Source organism: Hasllibacter halocynthiae (genome assembly GCF_003003095.1).
Taxonomy (GTDB): domain Bacteria; phylum Pseudomonadota; class Alphaproteobacteria; order Rhodobacterales; family Rhodobacteraceae; genus Hasllibacter; species Hasllibacter halocynthiae.
On sequence record NZ_PVTT01000001.1, the window covers coordinates 14,714 to 30,827 of the forward strand.

Annotated in this window: 17 protein-coding genes and 1 tRNA gene; 2 read left to right on the forward strand and 16 right to left on the reverse strand. The window is 73.2% G+C overall.

Translation table 11 applies throughout. From position 1 onward, the window contains the following. Nucleotides 1-14 precede the first annotated feature (14 nt). From BCF33_RS00075 to BCF33_RS00140, 14 genes are all read right to left on the reverse strand, one after another. Entirely contained in the window at nt 15-218 is a 204-nt protein-coding gene (locus BCF33_RS00075; protein WP_106158928.1) for a DUF202 domain-containing protein, read from the reverse strand. Further along, on the reverse strand, nt 200-379 hold the full coding sequence (gene ccoS / locus BCF33_RS00080) for a cbb3-type cytochrome oxidase assembly protein CcoS (protein ID WP_106158929.1): 180 nt from the start codon (nt 377-379) through the stop codon (nt 200-202). Before ccoS ends, BCF33_RS00075 begins: the two co-directional genes overlap by 19 nt. Further along, nucleotides 376-2,493 (reverse strand): heavy metal translocating P-type ATPase, encoded by a 2,118-nt coding sequence (locus BCF33_RS00085; RefSeq protein ID WP_106158930.1) that lies wholly within the window; start codon nt 2,491-2,493, stop codon nt 376-378. Before BCF33_RS00085 ends, ccoS begins: the two co-directional genes overlap by 4 nt. Continuing rightward, the gene (locus BCF33_RS00090; RefSeq protein WP_106158931.1) at nt 2,490-2,981 is read right to left on the reverse strand and encodes a FixH family protein; all 492 of its coding nucleotides are present in this window, start codon (nt 2,979-2,981) and stop codon (nt 2,490-2,492) included. Before BCF33_RS00090 ends, BCF33_RS00085 begins: the two co-directional genes overlap by 4 nt. Then, the gene (ccoG, locus tag BCF33_RS00095) at nt 2,978-4,633 is read right to left on the reverse strand and encodes a cytochrome c oxidase accessory protein CcoG (RefSeq protein ID WP_106158932.1); all 1,656 of its coding nucleotides are present in this window, start codon (nt 4,631-4,633) and stop codon (nt 2,978-2,980) included. The genes BCF33_RS00090 and ccoG overlap by 4 nt, the downstream gene beginning before the upstream one ends. Nucleotides 4,634-4,728: 95 nt before the next feature. Beyond that, nucleotides 4,729-5,724: a cytochrome-c oxidase, cbb3-type subunit III gene (ccoP, locus tag BCF33_RS00100; RefSeq protein WP_106158933.1), complete on the reverse strand. Its 996-nt coding sequence runs from the start codon at nt 5,722-5,724 to the stop codon at nt 4,729-4,731. Next, a complete protein-coding gene (locus BCF33_RS14500; protein ID WP_106158934.1) occupies nt 5,717-6,016 on the reverse strand; it encodes a cbb3-type cytochrome c oxidase subunit 3 in 300 nt (99 codons plus the stop codon). The genes ccoP and BCF33_RS14500 overlap by 8 nt, the downstream gene beginning before the upstream one ends. Before the next feature lie 5 nt (nt 6,017-6,021). After that, nucleotides 6,022-6,879, reverse strand: a complete 858-nt coding sequence (ccoO, locus tag BCF33_RS00110; protein ID WP_106158935.1) for a cytochrome-c oxidase, cbb3-type subunit II — start codon at nt 6,877-6,879, stop codon at nt 6,022-6,024. Nucleotides 6,880-6,883: 4 nt separating this feature from the next. After that, nucleotides 6,884-8,494, reverse strand: coding sequence for a cytochrome-c oxidase, cbb3-type subunit I (ccoN, locus tag BCF33_RS00115; RefSeq protein ID WP_106158936.1), 1,611 nt, complete (start codon nt 8,492-8,494; stop codon nt 6,884-6,886). A 78-nt stretch (nt 8,495-8,572) separates the two neighbouring features. Then, complete coding sequence (gene fnrL / locus BCF33_RS00120) at nt 8,573-9,316, reverse strand: transcriptional regulator FnrL (protein WP_106158937.1); 744 nt, start codon at nt 9,314-9,316, stop codon at nt 8,573-8,575. A gap of 349 nt (nt 9,317-9,665) precedes the next feature. Then, a complete protein-coding gene (locus BCF33_RS00125; RefSeq protein ID WP_106158938.1) occupies nt 9,666-10,904 on the reverse strand; it encodes an aspartate kinase in 1,239 nt (412 codons plus the stop codon). A 44-nt stretch (nt 10,905-10,948) separates the two neighbouring features. After that, nucleotides 10,949-11,596 carry an SDR family NAD(P)-dependent oxidoreductase gene (locus BCF33_RS00130; RefSeq protein ID WP_106158939.1) on the reverse strand — a complete coding sequence of 216 codons (648 nt, stop codon included), beginning with the start codon at nt 11,594-11,596 and terminating at the stop codon, nt 10,949-10,951. Beyond that, nucleotides 11,593-12,057, reverse strand: coding sequence for a DUF1178 family protein (locus BCF33_RS00135; protein ID WP_106158940.1), 465 nt, complete (start codon nt 12,055-12,057; stop codon nt 11,593-11,595). Before BCF33_RS00135 ends, BCF33_RS00130 begins: the two co-directional genes overlap by 4 nt. Before the next feature lie 40 nt (nt 12,058-12,097). After that, complete coding sequence (locus BCF33_RS00140; protein WP_106158941.1) at nt 12,098-12,571, reverse strand: NUDIX hydrolase; 474 nt, start codon at nt 12,569-12,571, stop codon at nt 12,098-12,100. Nucleotides 12,572-12,746: 175 nt separating this feature from the next. Here BCF33_RS00140 and BCF33_RS00145 point away from each other — a divergent pair, with 175 nt between their 5' ends. Next, nucleotides 12,747-13,844 (forward strand): arginase family protein, encoded by a 1,098-nt coding sequence (locus BCF33_RS00145; protein WP_245883666.1) that lies wholly within the window; start codon nt 12,747-12,749, stop codon nt 13,842-13,844. On the opposite strand, the gene BCF33_RS00150 is transcribed toward BCF33_RS00145, so the two are convergent. Both BCF33_RS00150 and BCF33_RS00155 read right to left on the reverse strand, forming a co-directional pair. Continuing rightward, the gene (locus BCF33_RS00150; protein ID WP_158259319.1) at nt 13,841-15,058 is read right to left on the reverse strand and encodes a 3-deoxy-D-manno-octulosonic acid transferase; all 1,218 of its coding nucleotides are present in this window, start codon (nt 15,056-15,058) and stop codon (nt 13,841-13,843) included. The genes BCF33_RS00145 and BCF33_RS00150 overlap by 4 nt on opposite strands. Before the next feature lie 176 nt (nt 15,059-15,234). Further along, a tRNA-Cys gene (locus BCF33_RS00155) sits at nt 15,235-15,308 on the reverse strand. 101 nt (nt 15,309-15,409) lie between these two features. On the opposite strand from BCF33_RS00155, the gene BCF33_RS00160 reads away from it, so the two are divergent. Next, nucleotides 15,410-16,060 (forward strand): protein-L-isoaspartate O-methyltransferase family protein, encoded by a 651-nt coding sequence (locus tag BCF33_RS00160; protein ID WP_106158943.1) that lies wholly within the window; start codon nt 15,410-15,412, stop codon nt 16,058-16,060. Nucleotides 16,061-16,114 lie beyond the last annotated feature (54 nt).

The following is a 16,114-nucleotide window of genomic DNA, read 5'->3' on the forward strand; positions in this document are numbered from 1 at the left end:
GAAGGCGGCGCGCGCTAACGTCTCGGATGCGCCGCCTTCCAGCGAAGCCAGCCGACGAACAGCACGCCCGAGCCGGCGAGCGCGACGAAGTAGCCTACGGGCACCGCCCAGGGGGGCAGGCCAAAGGCGCCGGCGACGGCCGTGACGGCGAAGCCGCCGAGGAGCAGGGCGATGCCCAGCCAGGCGAGGCGGGAGCGGGTCAGGTAGCTGGGGGCCATGGGACGTCTCCTTCGTCCTGGGGTTCGTCGTCGAGAAGGATCCGTGCGGCGTCGCCCTCGAGATCGTCGTACTGGCCCGAGCGGAGCGTCCAGAGGCAGGCGGCGAGGCCGGCCGAGCCGAGAAGGACCGAGACCGGGATCAGGATCACCAGGACGTTCACCGCCGCACCGCGTTCAGGACCACCGTGACGGAGGAGAGCGACATCGCCAGCGCCGCGATCAGGGGGGTCGCGATGCCCGCGAAGGCGATCGGGATCGCCACGACGTTGTAAGCCGACGAGATCCAAAGGTTCTGCGCGATCCGCCGATGCGCCGTCCGCGCCCATGCCAGGGTGCGGGGCACCGCCCGCAGGTCCGCCGCGAGGATCACCGCGTCCGACGCCACGCGCGCCGCGTCGAGCGCGGAGGCCGGCGCCATGGAGGCTCGGGCCGCCGCCAGGGGGGCTGCGTCGTTGATCCCGTCGCCCACCATCAGCACCTGCCGCCCCTCCCGCTGCAGCATCGTGACGAGCGCGGCCTTCTCCTCCGGCCGGAGGGAGTGGTGGACCCGGTCGATCCCCAGGCGCGCGGCCAGCGTGCGGGCGCGCGCCTCGCCGTCGCCGGTGGCCATCCGCACCTCGCAGCCCGCGGCGCGCAGCGCCTCCACGGCCTCGGCGGCGCCGGGGCGCAGCTTTTCCCGCAGCGGCAGGGCGATCTGTCGTCCGTCCACCCGCAGCACCGTCCCGTCCGCGCCGCGCCCGAGGAACACGGGCCGCCCCCGCCAGAGGCCCGAGACGCCCATTCCCGCCCGTTCGCGGATCGCCTCGACCGGCTCGGCCCGGCGCCCGGCCAGCGCCGCCGCCAGAGCGCGCGAGACGGGGTGGCCGGAGGACCGCGCCAGCGCCAGCACGATCCCCGCCGTCTGGTCGCCCAGAGCAGGCAGGGCGGCCGCGCCCTCCGTCAGGGTGCCCGTCTTGTCGAAGAGGACGCAGTCCACCTCGGCCATCCGTTCGAGCGCGGTGCCCGACTTCACGAGGACGCCGTCCCGGAAGAGGCGCCCGGTGACGCTGGCGGTGACGGCCGGAACGGCGAGGCCGAGCGCGCAGGGGCAGGTGATGATCAGCACGGCCGTCGCCACGCCGATCGCGGTGTGGAGGTCCCGCGTCGCCAGCCACCAGAGGCCGAAGGCGATCGCGGCGAGCGCGTGGACGAAGGGCGCGTAGAGCGCGGCGGCCCGCTCGGCCGCGCCCGAGTAGCGGTGGCGACCGGTCTCGGCGACCTCGATCAGGGCGGCGAGGCGGCGCAGGGTGCTGTCCTCGGCCCGCGCGGTCGCCCGGACCACCAGGGGGGCGCCGAGCACCGCCTCGCCTGCGCAGACGGGGGCGCCGGCGGGCACTGATGCGGGCTCGGCCTCGCCCGTGAGGGCGGAGCGGTCCAGGATCGCGGCCGACTCGGCCGTCCCGTCCACGGGCGCCCGCGCTCCGGCGCAGAGGATCACGCGGTCCCCGGGGCGGATCGCCGCGACGTCGACCGTCCGCCGGCCGGCCCCGTCCAGCACGGTGGCCCGCGGCAGCTCCAGCGCGGCGAGCTCAGCGGCGGCGGAGCGCGCGGCCGTCCGCGCCCGGTGGTCGAGATAGCGCCCCACGAGGAGGAACAGCGTCAGCATCAGCGCCGCCTCGAACCAGGTGTGCGCCCCGGTCGCATGGGCCGTCTCGTACAGCGAGCTGGCCGTGGCCAGGACGATCGCCAAGGCGATGGGCACGTCCATGTTCACCCGCCCGCCCCTGAGCGCGCCCCAGGCCGAGCCGAAGAACGGCGCCGCCGAGAAGAGGAGCGCGGGCACCGCGATCCCGGCGGCGATCCAGTGGAAGAGGGCGCCGGTCGTCTCGCCCGCGCCGGCCCAGACCGCCACCGCGAGGGCCATGACGTTCATCATGCCGAACCCCGCCACAGCGATCCGCGCGAGCAGGGCCCGGCCCGCGGCGTCGCCTTCCGTCGCGGCGGCCGCCCCCTCGTCCAGCTCGTGCGCCTCGAAGCCCGCGCGCTCCAGGGCCGCGAGGGCCGGGGCGGCGCCCCGGCCCGGCGCGGCGACCACGCGTACCCGCCTGCGGCCGAGGTTCACCCGCGCCGCCCGCACGCCCGGCACGCGGGCGAGCGTGCCCTCGACCCCCCGGATGCAGGCGGCGCAGTGGATGCCCGGCAGGGCAATGTGGTGCACCTCGCCCGCGCCTTCCGCCGCCACCCCCGCCGCGGCCGGGGCGGCCGTGCAGGCCGGGCAGGCGGCATGGGACGTCATCGCGGCACCCGGATCGGGATGCGGCGTCGGAAGGCGGTTCCGTCCGGGGCGCGCAGCTCCAGCCGCAGGTTCCAGTTGCCGGGCGCCAGCTCGGCCGGCGCGACGAGGGCGGCGCCGTCCCAGGCGAAGGCCGGCACGCGGTCGCCCGCCACGGTCGTCGCGCGTCCCAGCACCGCCGAGACCACCTCGGGGCGGACGGGCGCGCCGTCCGGCCCCGTCACGGCGAGGCGCAGCGTCCCGGGGGCGTAGGCGGGCGAGAGCGTCCAGCCCAGCCCGTCCTGGGCCGCGCGGTCGGCGTCGAAGTTCTGCGATGCGACGTAGGAGCTGTCGACCTCCGTGCCGGGGAAGGTGCGGACGGCGCTCGCCGCGAGGACGAGGTTCACGGACACGATGATCCCGAAGCCGCCCGCGAACATCGCCGCGACGTGCCGTCCGCCGAGCCCGCCCCCGCCGGGGGCCCGCTCGGCCTGCGTGGTCGGCTCGCTCATCGAAGCTCTCCCCTTCCGTTGAATACCGTGTCGCCATGCGCCCGCTCGCCCGAGAGGGCGTCCTCGACCCAGAGGCGCACGGGCGTCCGCCCGCCCAAGGCGGCGGGATCGCCCGGGGCGGCGGTGACGTAGACCCGCTGCAGGCGCGTCGAGTCGGCCGGGACCGGCGCGGCGAGTCCCTCCTCGCCTTCCAACGCGATGCTCAGGGCGCCCGGCGCGGCGAGCGAGAACAGGAACGGGCGCTCCTCGCCGTGCTTGTTGCGCAGCCGCACGTCGTAGGCGTTGCGGACCGATCCGTCCGAGAGAGTCACGAAGGTCGGGTTCCGCACCGGCGCGACGGTCATGTCGATCTCGGGCCGCACGAAGAGGGCGACGAGGAGGCCGATCCCGATCAGCGCCCAGAGGGTGGTGTAGACCAGCGTGCGCGGGCGCAGGACGTGCTTCCAGAGTGGCTTGGGCGTCCAGTCCCGCAGCTCCGGCACCGTGACGGCCGGGCGCGGGGCGGCGTTCGGCGCGGGCGCGGGGGCGCCGTCGACCGGGATGGTCTCGACGGGTGCGCCGGCGGCGGCCGTGCCCATGGGGCGGACGGCCGCATGCTCGCCCGGGAGGGTCGGGGGGTGGTCGTCGAGCGCGAGATAGTCGATCAGGCCGCGCGGGCGGCCGATCCGGGCCATGACCTCGTCGCAGGCGTCGATGCAGAGCGCGCAGGTGATGCATTCCATCTGCTGGCCTTCGCGGATGTCGATGCCCATCGGGCAGACCGCTACGCAGGCCATACAGTCGATGCAGTCGCCCAGCACCTCGCCGTCGCGCGAGGTCCGCGGCGCGGCCACGTCCTTCGAGGCCGCCGCGCCGTAGCGGGCCCGCGCCTCGCCGCCGCCCACCGCATGCGCCGCGGCCCGCTGGCGCTTGACGCCGCCCTTGCCGCGCGGCTCTCCGCGCCAGTCGCGGTAGCCGACGGTCAGGGTGCCGGGGTCCATCATCGCGCCCTGGATGCGCGGCCAGGGGCACATGTAGATGCACACCTGCTCGCGCAGGAAGCCGCCCAGGGTGAAGGTGGTGGCCGTCAGCACGGCCATGGTGACGTAGGCGACGGGGGGCGCCGTGCCGGTCGCCAGCTCCCGCAGGAGGTTCGGCGCGTCGGCGAAGTAGAACACCCACGCGCCCCCCGTGGCGAGGGCGATCAGCAGCCAGGCGCCCCATTTCGTGAGCCGCAGCCGGGCCTTCCGCACGCTCCAAGGCGCCTTCTGAAGGCGGATGCGGGCGTTGCGGTCGCCCTCGAACCGGCGTTCGACCCAGAGGAAGAGGTCCGTCCACACGGTCTGCGGGCAGCTGTAGCCGCACCAGACCCGTCCGAGCGCGGAGGTGAAGAGGAAGAGGCCCAGCCCCGCCATGATGAGGAGGCCGGCGACGAAGTAGAACTCGTGCGGCCAGATCTCGATCCAGAAGAAGTAGAAGCGACGGTTAGCGAGATCGACCAGCACGGCCTGGTCCGGCAGGTTCGGCCCGCGGTCCCAGCGGACCCAGGGCGTGACGTAGTAGATCCCGAGGGTGATCCAGAGGATCGCCCATTTCAGGCGCCGGAACGTGCCCGAGACGCGGCGGGGGAAGATCGGCTCTCGCGCCGCGAAGAGCTGTGGGGCATCGGTCATGGGGACCGTCTCGCAGGATGGGGGCGCCCGTGCCTTGATCCAGGTCAACGGCGCCGCCCGCCGCGAAGGCGCGGCGGCGCCGATGCCGGCCCGCGCTAGTCGGCGACCGGCGCGACGGGCGGCTCGCCCGCCTCGCGCGGCGTCTCCTCGGCGGAGGCGGGGAAGCTGGCGTCCGGCACGTCCGGGCCCGCCTCGACCTCGTCGCCGATCATGGCCTCTTCCTCGCCGCCGCCCAGGCCGTGGACATAGGCCGCGACGGCCCGCACCTGCGCCTCGCCCAGGCGCGCGCCCCAGGGGGGCATGACGCCGAAGCGCGCGTGGCGGATCGTGCGGTCCAGCGCCTCGCGGTCGCCGCCGTAGAGCCAGATCGCGTCCGTCAGGTTGGGCGCGCCGATCTCGCGGTCGCCCGTCCCCTCGTCGCCGTGGCACGAGGCGCAGTTGTCGTAGAACAGCTCGGCCCCCACCACCGCGAGGTCGGGGTCGTGCTCCAGCCCGCCAAGGGCGCGGACGTGCTCGACCGTGGCGGCGATCTCATCGTCGGTCCAGAACTCGCCGAAGGCGGGCATCTGCGACCAGCGCGCGTCGGGGTCGTCCTCGTTGCGGATGCCGTGGCGCACCGTCGTGGCAATGTCGCGGATCGTGCCGCCCCAGAGCCAGTCGTCGTCGAGGAGGTTCGGGTAGCCCGCCGCCTGCACGCCCGCCGCCCCCGCGCCGTGGCACTGCGAGCAGTTGGCCGCGAAGACGCTCCGCCCGGCCTGCACGGCGAAGCGGTGCAGGTCCTCGTTCCTATCCAGCACGCCGAGATCGACGGTGACGAGGCTTTCCATGAGGTCCGCGCGCGAGAGGTCGACCCGCTCGATCTCCGCGGCCACCTCGCCGCGCGAGGACCAGCCGAGCGCGCCGGCCGTCGCGCCGGAGATCATCGGCCAGGCGGGGAAGAGGATGGTGTAGATCACGCCCCACACGGTCGTGGCGTAGAAGGTCCAGAGCCACCAGCGGGGCAGGGGGGTGTTCAGCTCCTCGATGCCGTCCCACTGATGCCCGGTGGTCTCGGTGCCGGTCTCGGCGTCGATGCGCTTCTCGTCAGACATCGCCATACCTCTCCAGGAAGTCGAGCGGGCGGCAGTCGCAGCCCGGACAGCCCTTGCCGCAGCCGGTGGCGGGCGGGCCGCGATCCCGCCGCCGGGCGGGGGCCGCGTCCTCGTCGCGCCTGACGGGCGCGCCTCCCGCGCCGTCGTGCCTGAAGGGCACGTTCGCCGCGTCGTCGTGGAGGGGCCGTGATCCGGGGCGGAATGCCCAGAGGATCACGAAGACGAACACCGCGAAGAGGGCGAGCAGCACCCAGCTGTCGGCGATCGCCCGGAGGAGGGAGTAAGTGTCCATCGGCTTCACTCCTGCACGGCGGCCTCGAGGACCGGCTCGGATTCGAAGGTGGAGAAGTCGACCAGCGTGCCGAGCATCTGGAGATAGGCGATCAAGGCGTCCATCTCGGTCAGCCCGGGCCGGCCATCGAAGTTGCGCACCTGGACGGCCTCGCCGTAGCGCTCGACCAAGCCGCCCCAGTCGCCCTCGGGGTCGGCCTGGACGCGGAAGTCCGCGCGGGCCGCGGCGACCATCTCGTCCGTGTAGGGCACGCCCACGAAGCGGTGGGTCCGGAGGAGGTCGTCCACGTGCTCGCCCGTGACCGGCGTCTCGCCGAGGAAGGCGTAGACGGGCATCACGCTCTCGGGGACGACGGACTGGGGGTCGGTCAGGTGGTCGACGTGCCACTCGTCCGAGTAGCGGCCCCCCACCCGCGCGAGATCCGGCCCCGTGCGCTTCGAGCCCCACTGGAACGGATGGTCCCACATGGATTCCGCCGCGAGGGAGTAGTGGCCGTAGCGCTCCACTTCGTCGCGCATGGGGCGGATCATTTGGGAGTGGCAGACGTAGCAGCCCTCGCGGACGTAGATCTCGCGGCCCGCCAGCTCGAGCGGAGTGTAGGGGCGCATGCCCTCCACCTCCTCGATGGTGTTCTCCAGCCAGAAGAGGGGCGCGATCTCGACGATGCCGCCTATCGTGACCACCGCGAAGGACGCCGCGAGAAGCAGGGTCGCGTTGCGTTCCAGCCGCTGGTGGAAGGTGATGGTCGCCGTCTCGGGCGGCAGCTCGTTGGGGATGTCGCCCTTCGCGGCCGCCTCGGAGGCGGTGGTGACCTTCGGGTCGTCCTTCGGGTCGTAGCGGGGGCTTTCGGGATCCTTGGTCATCTCGTCACTCCGCGGGGGTGGCGGCGGCGATCCGGCGGCCCCGGGGGGCGCGGATCGTCATCCACATGTTCCAGACCATCACGGCGCCGCCGGCGAGGTAGAGCACCCCGCCCAGGGCCCGCACGACGTACATCGGGAACTTCGCCTCGACCGTGTCGGCGAAGGAGTTCACGAGGAAGCCGCTCGCATCGACCTCGCGCCACATGAGCCCCTCCATGATCCCGGAGACCCACATAGAGGCCGCGTAGAGGACGATGCCGATCGTCGCGAGCCAGAAGTGCCAGTTGATCGCGGCGACCGAGTGCATCCGCCGGCGGCCCCAGAGGCGCGGAGTCAGGAAGTAGAGCGCCGCGAAGGTGATGAGCCCGTTCCAGCCCAGCGCGCCCGAATGCACGTGCCCGATGGTCCAGTCCGTGTAGTGCGAGAGCGAGTTGACCGCCCGGATCGACATCATCGGCCCCTCGAAGGTCGACATGCCGTAGAAGGCGAGGGAGGCGACCATCATGCGGATGATCGGGTCGGTCCGGATCTTGTCCCAGGCGCCCTGCAGGGTCATCAGCCCGTTGATCATGCCGCCCCAGCTCGGCATCCAGAGGACGATCGAGAACACCATGCCCAGCGTCGCGGCCCAGTCGGGCAGCGCGGTGTAGTGCAGGTGGTGCGGCCCCGCCCAGATGTAGAGGAAGATCAGCGCCCAGAAGTGGATGATCGACAGCTTGTAGGAATAGATGGGCCGCTCGGCCTGCTTTGGGACGAAGTAGTACATCATCCCGAGGAAGCCGGCCGTCAGGAAGAAGCCCACCGCGTTGTGTCCGTACCACCATTGGGTCATCGCGTCCTGCACGCCCGCGAAGACCTGCACCGAGCGCGAGCCCCAGATCGAGACCGGCACGCTCAGGTTGTTGACCACGTGGAGCATCGCCACGGTCACGATGAAGGCGAGGTAGAACCAGTTGGCGACGTAGATGTGCCGTTCCCTGCGGCGCAGGATCGTGCCCATGAACACCGCGAGATAGACGAGCCAGACGATCGTCAGCCAGATGTCCACGTACCACTCGGGCTCGGCGTACTCCTTCGACTGGGTCGCCCCGAGAAGGTAGCCCGTCGCCGCCAGCACGACGAAGAGGTTGTAGCCCCAGAACACGAACCATCCCGCGTTGCCGCCCCAGAGGCGGGCCGCGCAGGTGCGCTGGACGACGTAGAAGCTGGTGGCGATCAGCGCGTTGCCCCCGAAGGCGAAGATCACGGCCGAGGTGTGCAGCGGCCGCAGCCGCCCGAAGTTCGCGTATGGCTGTGCCCATTCGAAGTTCAGCCCCGGAAAGGCGAGCTGGAAGGCGATCCAGGTGCCCGCGAGGAAGCCCACGACGCCCCAGAAGGCGGTCGCGATCACGCCTGCGCGGATGGGTCCGTCCATGTAGCCGGTGGGCGCGGGGCGCGCGTCGGGCGGGCTGCCCTCGACGGGGATCGTCCGCAGCGTCCAGAGGAACATCCCCGCCGCGATCCCCATGACGAGCAGCGCGTGCAGCATGTAGGCCGCGTCGCGCGCGTAGTTCGCGGCGATCGCGGCGAAGAGCGCGACGAGGCCGAAGGCCGCCAATCTGAGATATCCGAGCATGCCAGTCCCTTCCGGTCGTGGCATCCCGCTAGCCGCCCCGGCAGGGGCTTTCCTTGACTCAGGTCAACCGCGGGACAGTCAGCCCGGCGACGTTCCGTCCCCGTCCTCGCCCGCCGCTTCCAGAAGGGCCGAGAGATCGTCGCAGAGGATCACGCGCGCCCCCTCCAGCCGGATCGTGCCGTCCTTGCGCAGCCTCGTGATCTGACGGCTCACCGTCTCGATGGTCAGGCCCAGGTAGCTCGCCATCGCCTCGCGCGTCAGGGGCAGCTCGGCCCACAGCGGGCGGTCGGCGGCCGCTGCCCGGTGCAGGATGTTCGCCAGAAGGCTCGCGACCTTCTCGCGCGCGGTCTTGCGGCCGAGAACGAGCATCCAGTCCCGCGCGGCGTCGAGCTCGTCCAGCGACATCTCCAGAAGGCGCGAGGAGAGGTTCGGCACCTCGCCGAGCATCCGCTCGAACGGCTTTCGCTCGAAGAGGCAGAGCGTCACGTCGGTCGCGGCGACCACTTCGTAGGGCGTGACGGCCCGCCCCGGCCGGCCGAGGAAGTCCGAAGGCAGCAGGAGGCCCACCATCTGCATGCGCCCATCCTCGAGCGAGCGGGTGAGCGTCGCGCATCCCGTCACCACCGAGCCCACATGCGCCAGCGCGTCCCCCTCAAGGGCGATCGTCTCGCCCGCCTTCCAGCTGCGGTAGCTCTTCATCGAGGCGAGGCGCTCCAGCTCCGCCCCCTCGCAGGATGCGCAGACCGCGCGATGCCGGATCGGGCAGGCGGCGCAGTCCGCACGCGCGAGTGACAGGGACAGGGCCGGGTCGAAATGCGACATGAGGGAGGTTCCGAGTAATTCGAGGGCGGCTTGACCTGCATCAAGGTGCGTCGCGCGGGATTGGCAAGGGCCGACTGCACGGGGGCCGGCGTCGGGGGCCGCCCGTCGCGACCGGTCGCGCCTTGGGCTCACGCTCCCCTCGGCCGGCGCCTGCTGTGCCGGCACTGCGCCTGCCGCACGCGTGGACGGATACGCGCCGCGCCACCATCCCACGATACGTTCGAAGCCGGGTCCGCGCGGCGCGGGTGGATCGTCGCCGGGCTTCCCGGCACGGCCGGCGATCGCGAGCGGCCCCCCGGCGCGGCGGGCGTCCCGTCGCCCGCGCCAGAGGGGCGGCACGGGCGGGCGGCTAGGACGCCCGCTCGAGCTCGAACGCGTCGTGAAGGGCCTGGACGGCCAGCTCCATGTACTTGCGGTCGATCAGGACGCTGATCTTGATCTCGGAGGTGGTGATGACCCTGATGTTCACCCCTTCGCGCGCCAGCGCGTCGAACATCTGGCTCGCCACCCCCGCGTGCGATCGCATCCCGATCCCCACGACGGACACCTTCGCCACGCTGTCCTCGACGTCGATGGCGCGGAACTCGATCTCGGCCTCCTCCATCGCCTTGCGGGCGCGGGCGACCTGCCCCTCCGGGCAGGAGAAGGTCATGTCCGTCCGCCCCTCCTCGGAGATATTCTGAACGATCATGTCGACGTTCACCCCCGCCCCCGCGAGCGGGCCGAAGATGGCCGCCGCGATGCCGGGCCGGTCCTCGACGTCGAGAAGCGTCACCTTCGCCTCGTCGCGGCTGTAGGCGATGCCGGAAACCAATGCGCTCTCCACGATGTCCTCCTCGGCGCAGACCAGCGTGCCGGCCTCGCCCCCGTTGTCCTCGAAGCTGCTGAGCACCCGCAGCGTGACCCCGTAGCGCATCGCCAGCTCGACCGAGCGGGTCTGCAGAACCTTCGCGCCGAGCGAGGCCAGCTCCAGCATCTCCTCGAAGGCGATGCGGTCCAGCTTGCGGGCCTTCTGCGCGATGCGCGGGTCGGTCGTGTAGACGCCGTCCACGTCCGTGTAGATGTCGCAGCGCACCGCGTCGAAGGCCGCGGCGAAGGCGACGGCGGTGGTGTCGGACCCGCCCCGGCCCAGCGTCGTGGTCCGCCCCTCGGGCGACACGCCCTGAAAGCCCGCGACCACGGCGACGCGGAAGCCTTCGGCAAACTTCCGGTCGATGGCCTCGCGCGGGATCTCCAAGATCCGGGCGCTGCCATGCGCCCCGTCGGTCCTGAGCGGCACCTGCCAGCCCTGCCAGGAGCGGGCCGGTACATCCATTTCCTGCAGCGTGAGGGCCATGAGCCCGGCGGTCACGTTCTCCCCCGAGGAGACCACCGCGTCGTGTTCCCGCGCGTCGTAGAGGGGCCCCGAGCCCTGGCCCGCCTCGCCCACGAGGTCGACGAGTCTGTTGGTCTCGCCCGCCATGGCGGAGACGATGACGATGACGTCGTGCCCGTTCGCGACCTCGCGGCCGACGCGCTTTGCGGCGCGGCGGATGCGGTCGAGCGTGGCCACGGAGGTGCCGCCGAACTTCATCACCAGGATGGACATCGCGGGCGGCCCCTAGCGGGGCGGCGCGCGAGGGGCAAGCTTCCTCAGAAGGGGTGGGGGCGCCCGTCCCAGGTGTAGAAGCCGCCGGATGTCTCGGGCCCCAGCTCGGCCGCGCGGTCCAGCAGACCGGCCGCGCTCTCACCCGCGGCGATGTCGGCCCGCGTTCCGCCCATGTCGGTCCGTACCCAGCCGGGGTGGTAGGCGGCGACCGCGACCTCGCCCGCCAGCATCTGCGACAGGGTCACGGCCAGGTTCGAGGCCGCCGCCTTCGACGCGCGGTAGATCGGGCGCCCGGCATGGCGGACCTCCGAGGAGCCGAGCTGCGAGGAGATGATCATCACCCTGCCGCGGGCCGCGCGCAGCGCCGGCAGGCAGGCCTGCACGCAGAGGAACGCCCCCGTGACGTTGATCCGGAAGGTCCGGTCCCAAAGGGCCGCGTGGAACCCGTCCTCCAGCCGCTCGCCGTCCTCCTCGAGGAGGACGCCCGCGTTGCAGACGAGAAGGTCCAGCCGGTCGCCCGCCGCGTCGCGCAAGGGGCCGGGGTCCGGGTCCAGAAGGTCCAGCGGGATCAGCCCTGCGCCGCCCCGCGTGGACGTGCCCGCGGCCTCCCAGCCATCGCCCTGCAGCGCCTTCAGCAGAGCGGCGCCCACCCCGCGCGAGGCACCGGTGACGACCGCGCGACCGGCGCTCACGTCATCTTCTTGCGCGAGGGGAAGGGCAGGGGCAGCGCGGGCACGCCGTCCTCGAGGAGGGAACGGGCCTCGTCGGCCGTGGCCTCGCCCCGGATCGGGCGGTCCTCGATCTCGCCCTCGTGCATGGCGCGGGCCTGCCGGGCGAAGTCCTTGCCGACGTCGTCGGTGCCGGCCTCGACATGGGCGCGCAGCTCGGCCATCGCCCTGACCAGCTTGTCCGGCATCCCCGCGCCCATCGGCTTCGCCGGGGCCTTCGCCCCCACGGAGGTCTCGACGGGGGCCTCCGCGGCCTTGCGTGCCGGGCGGACCTTCGGCGCCATCAGCGATTTCTCGACCCCGCCGCCGCCGCAGGTCGCGCAGGCCAGCGCGCCGGAGAGGGCCAAGCGGTCGTAGGCGGCCGCATCCTGGAACCAGGATTCGAACACATGCCCTTCGGCGCATCGGAGCGTGTAGCGGATCATTCCGGCCAGATGGGCGCGACCGCCCGCGCGCGCAAGCGCGCTAGCGCCGCAAGGCGCGGGGATCGAAGCCCCGGATGATCGCCGCCAGCTCGGGCTCGGCCACCTTTCCGGCGGCCTTCTTGCGCGAGAACCAGCGCGGCTTGCGCTCGCCCGCCTCGGGGAAGTCCCGGCGGGTCCGGCGGACCTCGAGCGGGAAGAGCGCCACGGCGACCGGCAGGTCGGGCGTGGACGGCATGTCCTTGATGTAGGTGTAGAGGCCGAGGCAGAAATCGTCGGCCCGCCCCTCGACCCCGGCTTCTTCCCAAGCCTCGGCTGCGGCGGCCTCGGCGGGGGTGCGGCCGTCCATCGGCCAGCCCTTCGGCACGATCCACCGCCCCGTCCCGCGCGAGGTGACGAGCAGGACCTGGACCTTGCCGTCCCGCACCCGCCAGGGAAGGGCGGCGAACTGCGTCCGCATGTCCGACTTGCGCCCCGGCGCGTTGATGGGGAATTGCCGGGTTCGAAGAAGGCTCATGGATCGTCCCTGCCCGGTGCGGGGAACCCTGGTCACGATGCGCCCGCCCTTGAAATGCCCGGACCCGCGGCCCGATGTTCCGAACGTGAAAGATACGGCCCCACGCGCGCAAGGCCACCCCGGCGGCAAACAGGGCCGAACCGTCGCTGTTGCGCCCGTGCAACGGCGGCCCGTCTTGCTCGCGGCGCCGATCTTCCGCCACTCCTCCTACGGGAAGTGGCATCCGCTGCGCATCCCGCGCGTCTCGACCGTGGTCGACCTGTCCCGCGCGCTGGGCTGGATCGATCCCGGCGGCTACCGGACGGCGCCGCGCGCCAAGGCCGCGGCTCTGACCGGGTTCCACGATCCGGCCTACCTCGCCACGCTGCAGGCTGCCGAGGACGCCCAGGCCGTGACGGCGCAGGTGCGCGCGGCGCACGGCCTCGGCACCCCGTCGAACCCCGTCTTCCCGGAGATGTGGCGCCGTCCCGCGACCGGGGCGGGCGGCTCGCTCCTGGCGGCGGACCTCCTGGCGGAGGCGCCGGGACGCATCCACAACCCGGCGGGCGGGACCCATCACGGCATGCCGTCCCGCGCGGCGGGGTTCTGCTACCTCAACGACCCGGCGCTTGCGATCCTGCGGATGCGGGCGCTGGGCCTCTCGCGGATCGCCTATGTCGACATCGACGCGCACCATCCGGACGGCGTGGCCCATGCAGTGCGGGGCGACCCCGGCGTCCTGCTGATTTCCACCCACGAGGAAGGGCGCTGGCCCCGCACCGGCGCGCTGGACGACGCGGGCCCCGGCACGTGGTTCAACCTGCCCTTGCCCAAGGGCGCCGGGGACGCCGACCTGATGGCGGCGCTGCACGAGCTGATCCTTCCCCGCGTCGCCGCGCACCGGCCCGACGCGATCGTCCTGCAGTGCGGCGCGGACTCCGTCGCCGAGGACCCGCAGGCGGGCATGGCCACGGGCAACGGCCCCCACGTGGCGGCGGTGCGGGCGCTGGCCGGGACGACGGACCGGATGCTGCTGCTGGGGGGCGGCGGCTACAACCCCTGGACGGTGGGACGCCTGTGGACCGCGGCCTGGGGCGCGCTCTCGGGGCGGGAGATGCCGGACGGCCTGCCCCCGGAGGCCGAAGGCGTGCTGCGCGCGATCCGCTGGAGCGGCAGCCGCCACGCGCGCGACCCGGACCCGCGCCTCTTCACGACGCTCATGGATCCGCCGACCGGCGGGAAGGTGCACCCCGAGACCCGGGTGCGGCTGAACCTCCTGAAGCGCCGCCTCTAGACCGCCAGCACGGGGGCGAGCGCGTCCAGCACCGCCTCGCGCACCTTGGCCGCGCCGCCGGACAGCCGCTCGCGCGCGAGGGCGCCGAGGCTCGCGGCCTCCTCCGGGGGGAGGGCGAAGGCCCGCGCGAGGTCCTCCGGCGAGGCGACCCCGATCGCGGCGTCCCCCAACGCCTCGTAGCCTTCGGCGGCGTTCGACACGTCTGGTCCGTGCGCGATGGCGCAACCCTCCGCCGCCGGCTCGTAGGGGGTGTGCCCGCCCAATGGGGCGATCGAGCCGCCCACGAAGGCCAGTCGGGCGAGCGAGTAGAGGAACCGCAGCTCGCCCAGCGTGTCCGCGACGTAGAGCGAGCCGGGCACGTCCCCGCGCGAGCGGACGGTCGCCTCCGGGCCCGCCGCCTCCAGCACCTCCGAAAGGCGGCGGGGATGGCGCGGGGCGAGGATCAGGCGCAGGCCCGGCTCGACCTCCCTCGCGCGGCGCCAGGCGGCGAGGGCGAACGCCTCCTCCCCCTCGTGGGTCGAGGCTGCGAGGACGGTCCCCGCCCGCGGGAACGCCTTCAGCAGCGCGTCCGCGTCCGCTGGGGGGCGCATCGGCGGCAGGTCTGCCTTCAGCGTGCCGACGGGACCGATGCGCCGGGCGCCGAGGCCGCGGAGCGCGTCGGCCGTCGCCCGATCCTGCGGGCAGATCAGTTCCGGCACCGCCAGGAGGCGCTTCGCCGCCCCTGGGGCGATCCGGCCCCAGCGGCGGGCGCTGCGCGCGGAAAGGCGGACGGAGGCCCCGACGACCGGCACCCCCGCCGCCTCGAGCGCGAGGAGGCGGTTGGGCCAGATCTCCGACTCGGCGAAGAGATAGGCGGCGGGACCCCAGCCCTGCACCATCCGCCGTTGCGCCGCCGGCGCGTCCCACGGCGAGAGGCGGACGCTCGTCCGGTCCAGCCTCCATCCTTCGGCCAGCGTCCTGCCCGTCGCAGTGCCCGAGGTGACCAGCAGCCGCATCGCCGGGAAGCGTTCGAGCGCGGCGCGCAGCAAGGCCTCCGTCGAGGCGAGCTCCCCGTTCGAGGCCCCGTGCGCCCAGAGGAGCGGCCCGTCCCCCCGGGCGCCGCCGCGGCCCGCCCGCTCGGCCCGGTCCTCGCCCGTCCTGCGGGGCGAAGCCGCCAGCAGCGCAGGCACGACAGGCCCCAAGGCCGCGGTCAGAAGGCGATACAGGCCGAGCACGCGCCCCCTATGATAGCCCCGCCACGCTGCGGCAATGACGTGGAGCTCTTCCGACCCAAGGGCGGGTGTCGAGAGGGGGCCCCGCCGCCGCTCCGCACGGCAGCGCCGGCGTGCGGAGCGCATTGCGACCCGGCGACGGGCTTCCGACGCGAATGCCGGCCGAGGCGGGGCCAGGTTGGAGGCGAGTACCGGAATCGAACCGGTGTGCACGGATTTGCAATCCGCTGCGTAACCACTCCGCCAACTCGCCGCCGGCCGCGTGTCGTTACGCGCGGGGGCGGGGGGCCGCAAGCCCCGTTGCCCCCGGCGGAGGCGCGTGGCACTGCGGCGCGCGACCGCTGGAGACCCCCGATGACCGACTTCGCCACCCGCCGCCGCATCATGGTGGACACGCAGGTCCGACCCCAGGACGTGACCCGCTTTCCGATCATCGAAGCCTTCCTCGACGTCCCGCGCGAGCGGTTCCTTCCCGCCTCGCTCGCGGAGGCCGCCTATGTCGGCGAGAACCTGGAGCTGCCGGACGGCGGGGTGGTGCTCGAGCCGCGGACCCTCGCCAAGATGCTGGAGGGCGTCGCGCCGCGCCCGTTCGAGCTGGCGCTCGATATCGCTCCGGCGGGCGGCTACTCGACCGCCGTGCTCGCGAGGATGACGGAGGCGGTCGTCGCCGTGGAGGAGCCTGCCCGTGCGGCCGAGACCGAGGCGACCCTTCTCTCCGAGGGGGTGGACAACGCCGCCGTCCACGCCGGCCCCCTCGTCGAGGGCGCGCCGAAGTTCGGCCCCTACGACGTCATCCTCGTGCAGGGCGCGGTCGAGGTCTTTCCCGCCGCCCTTGAGGAGCAGCTGAAGGACGGCGGGCGCGCCGCCGCCGTCTTCCTGGATGGGCGACTCGGGACCGTGCGGATCGGGCTGAAGGCGGATGGCCGCGTCAACTGGCGCGATGCGTTCAATGCCGGCGCTCCGCTCCTCCCGGGGTTCGAGCGGCCGAGCGCCTTCGTGCTCTGATCCCCCCCTCGCCATTTCGAACGGGCTGGGCCAGTCTGCCATCCGAGGCATGAA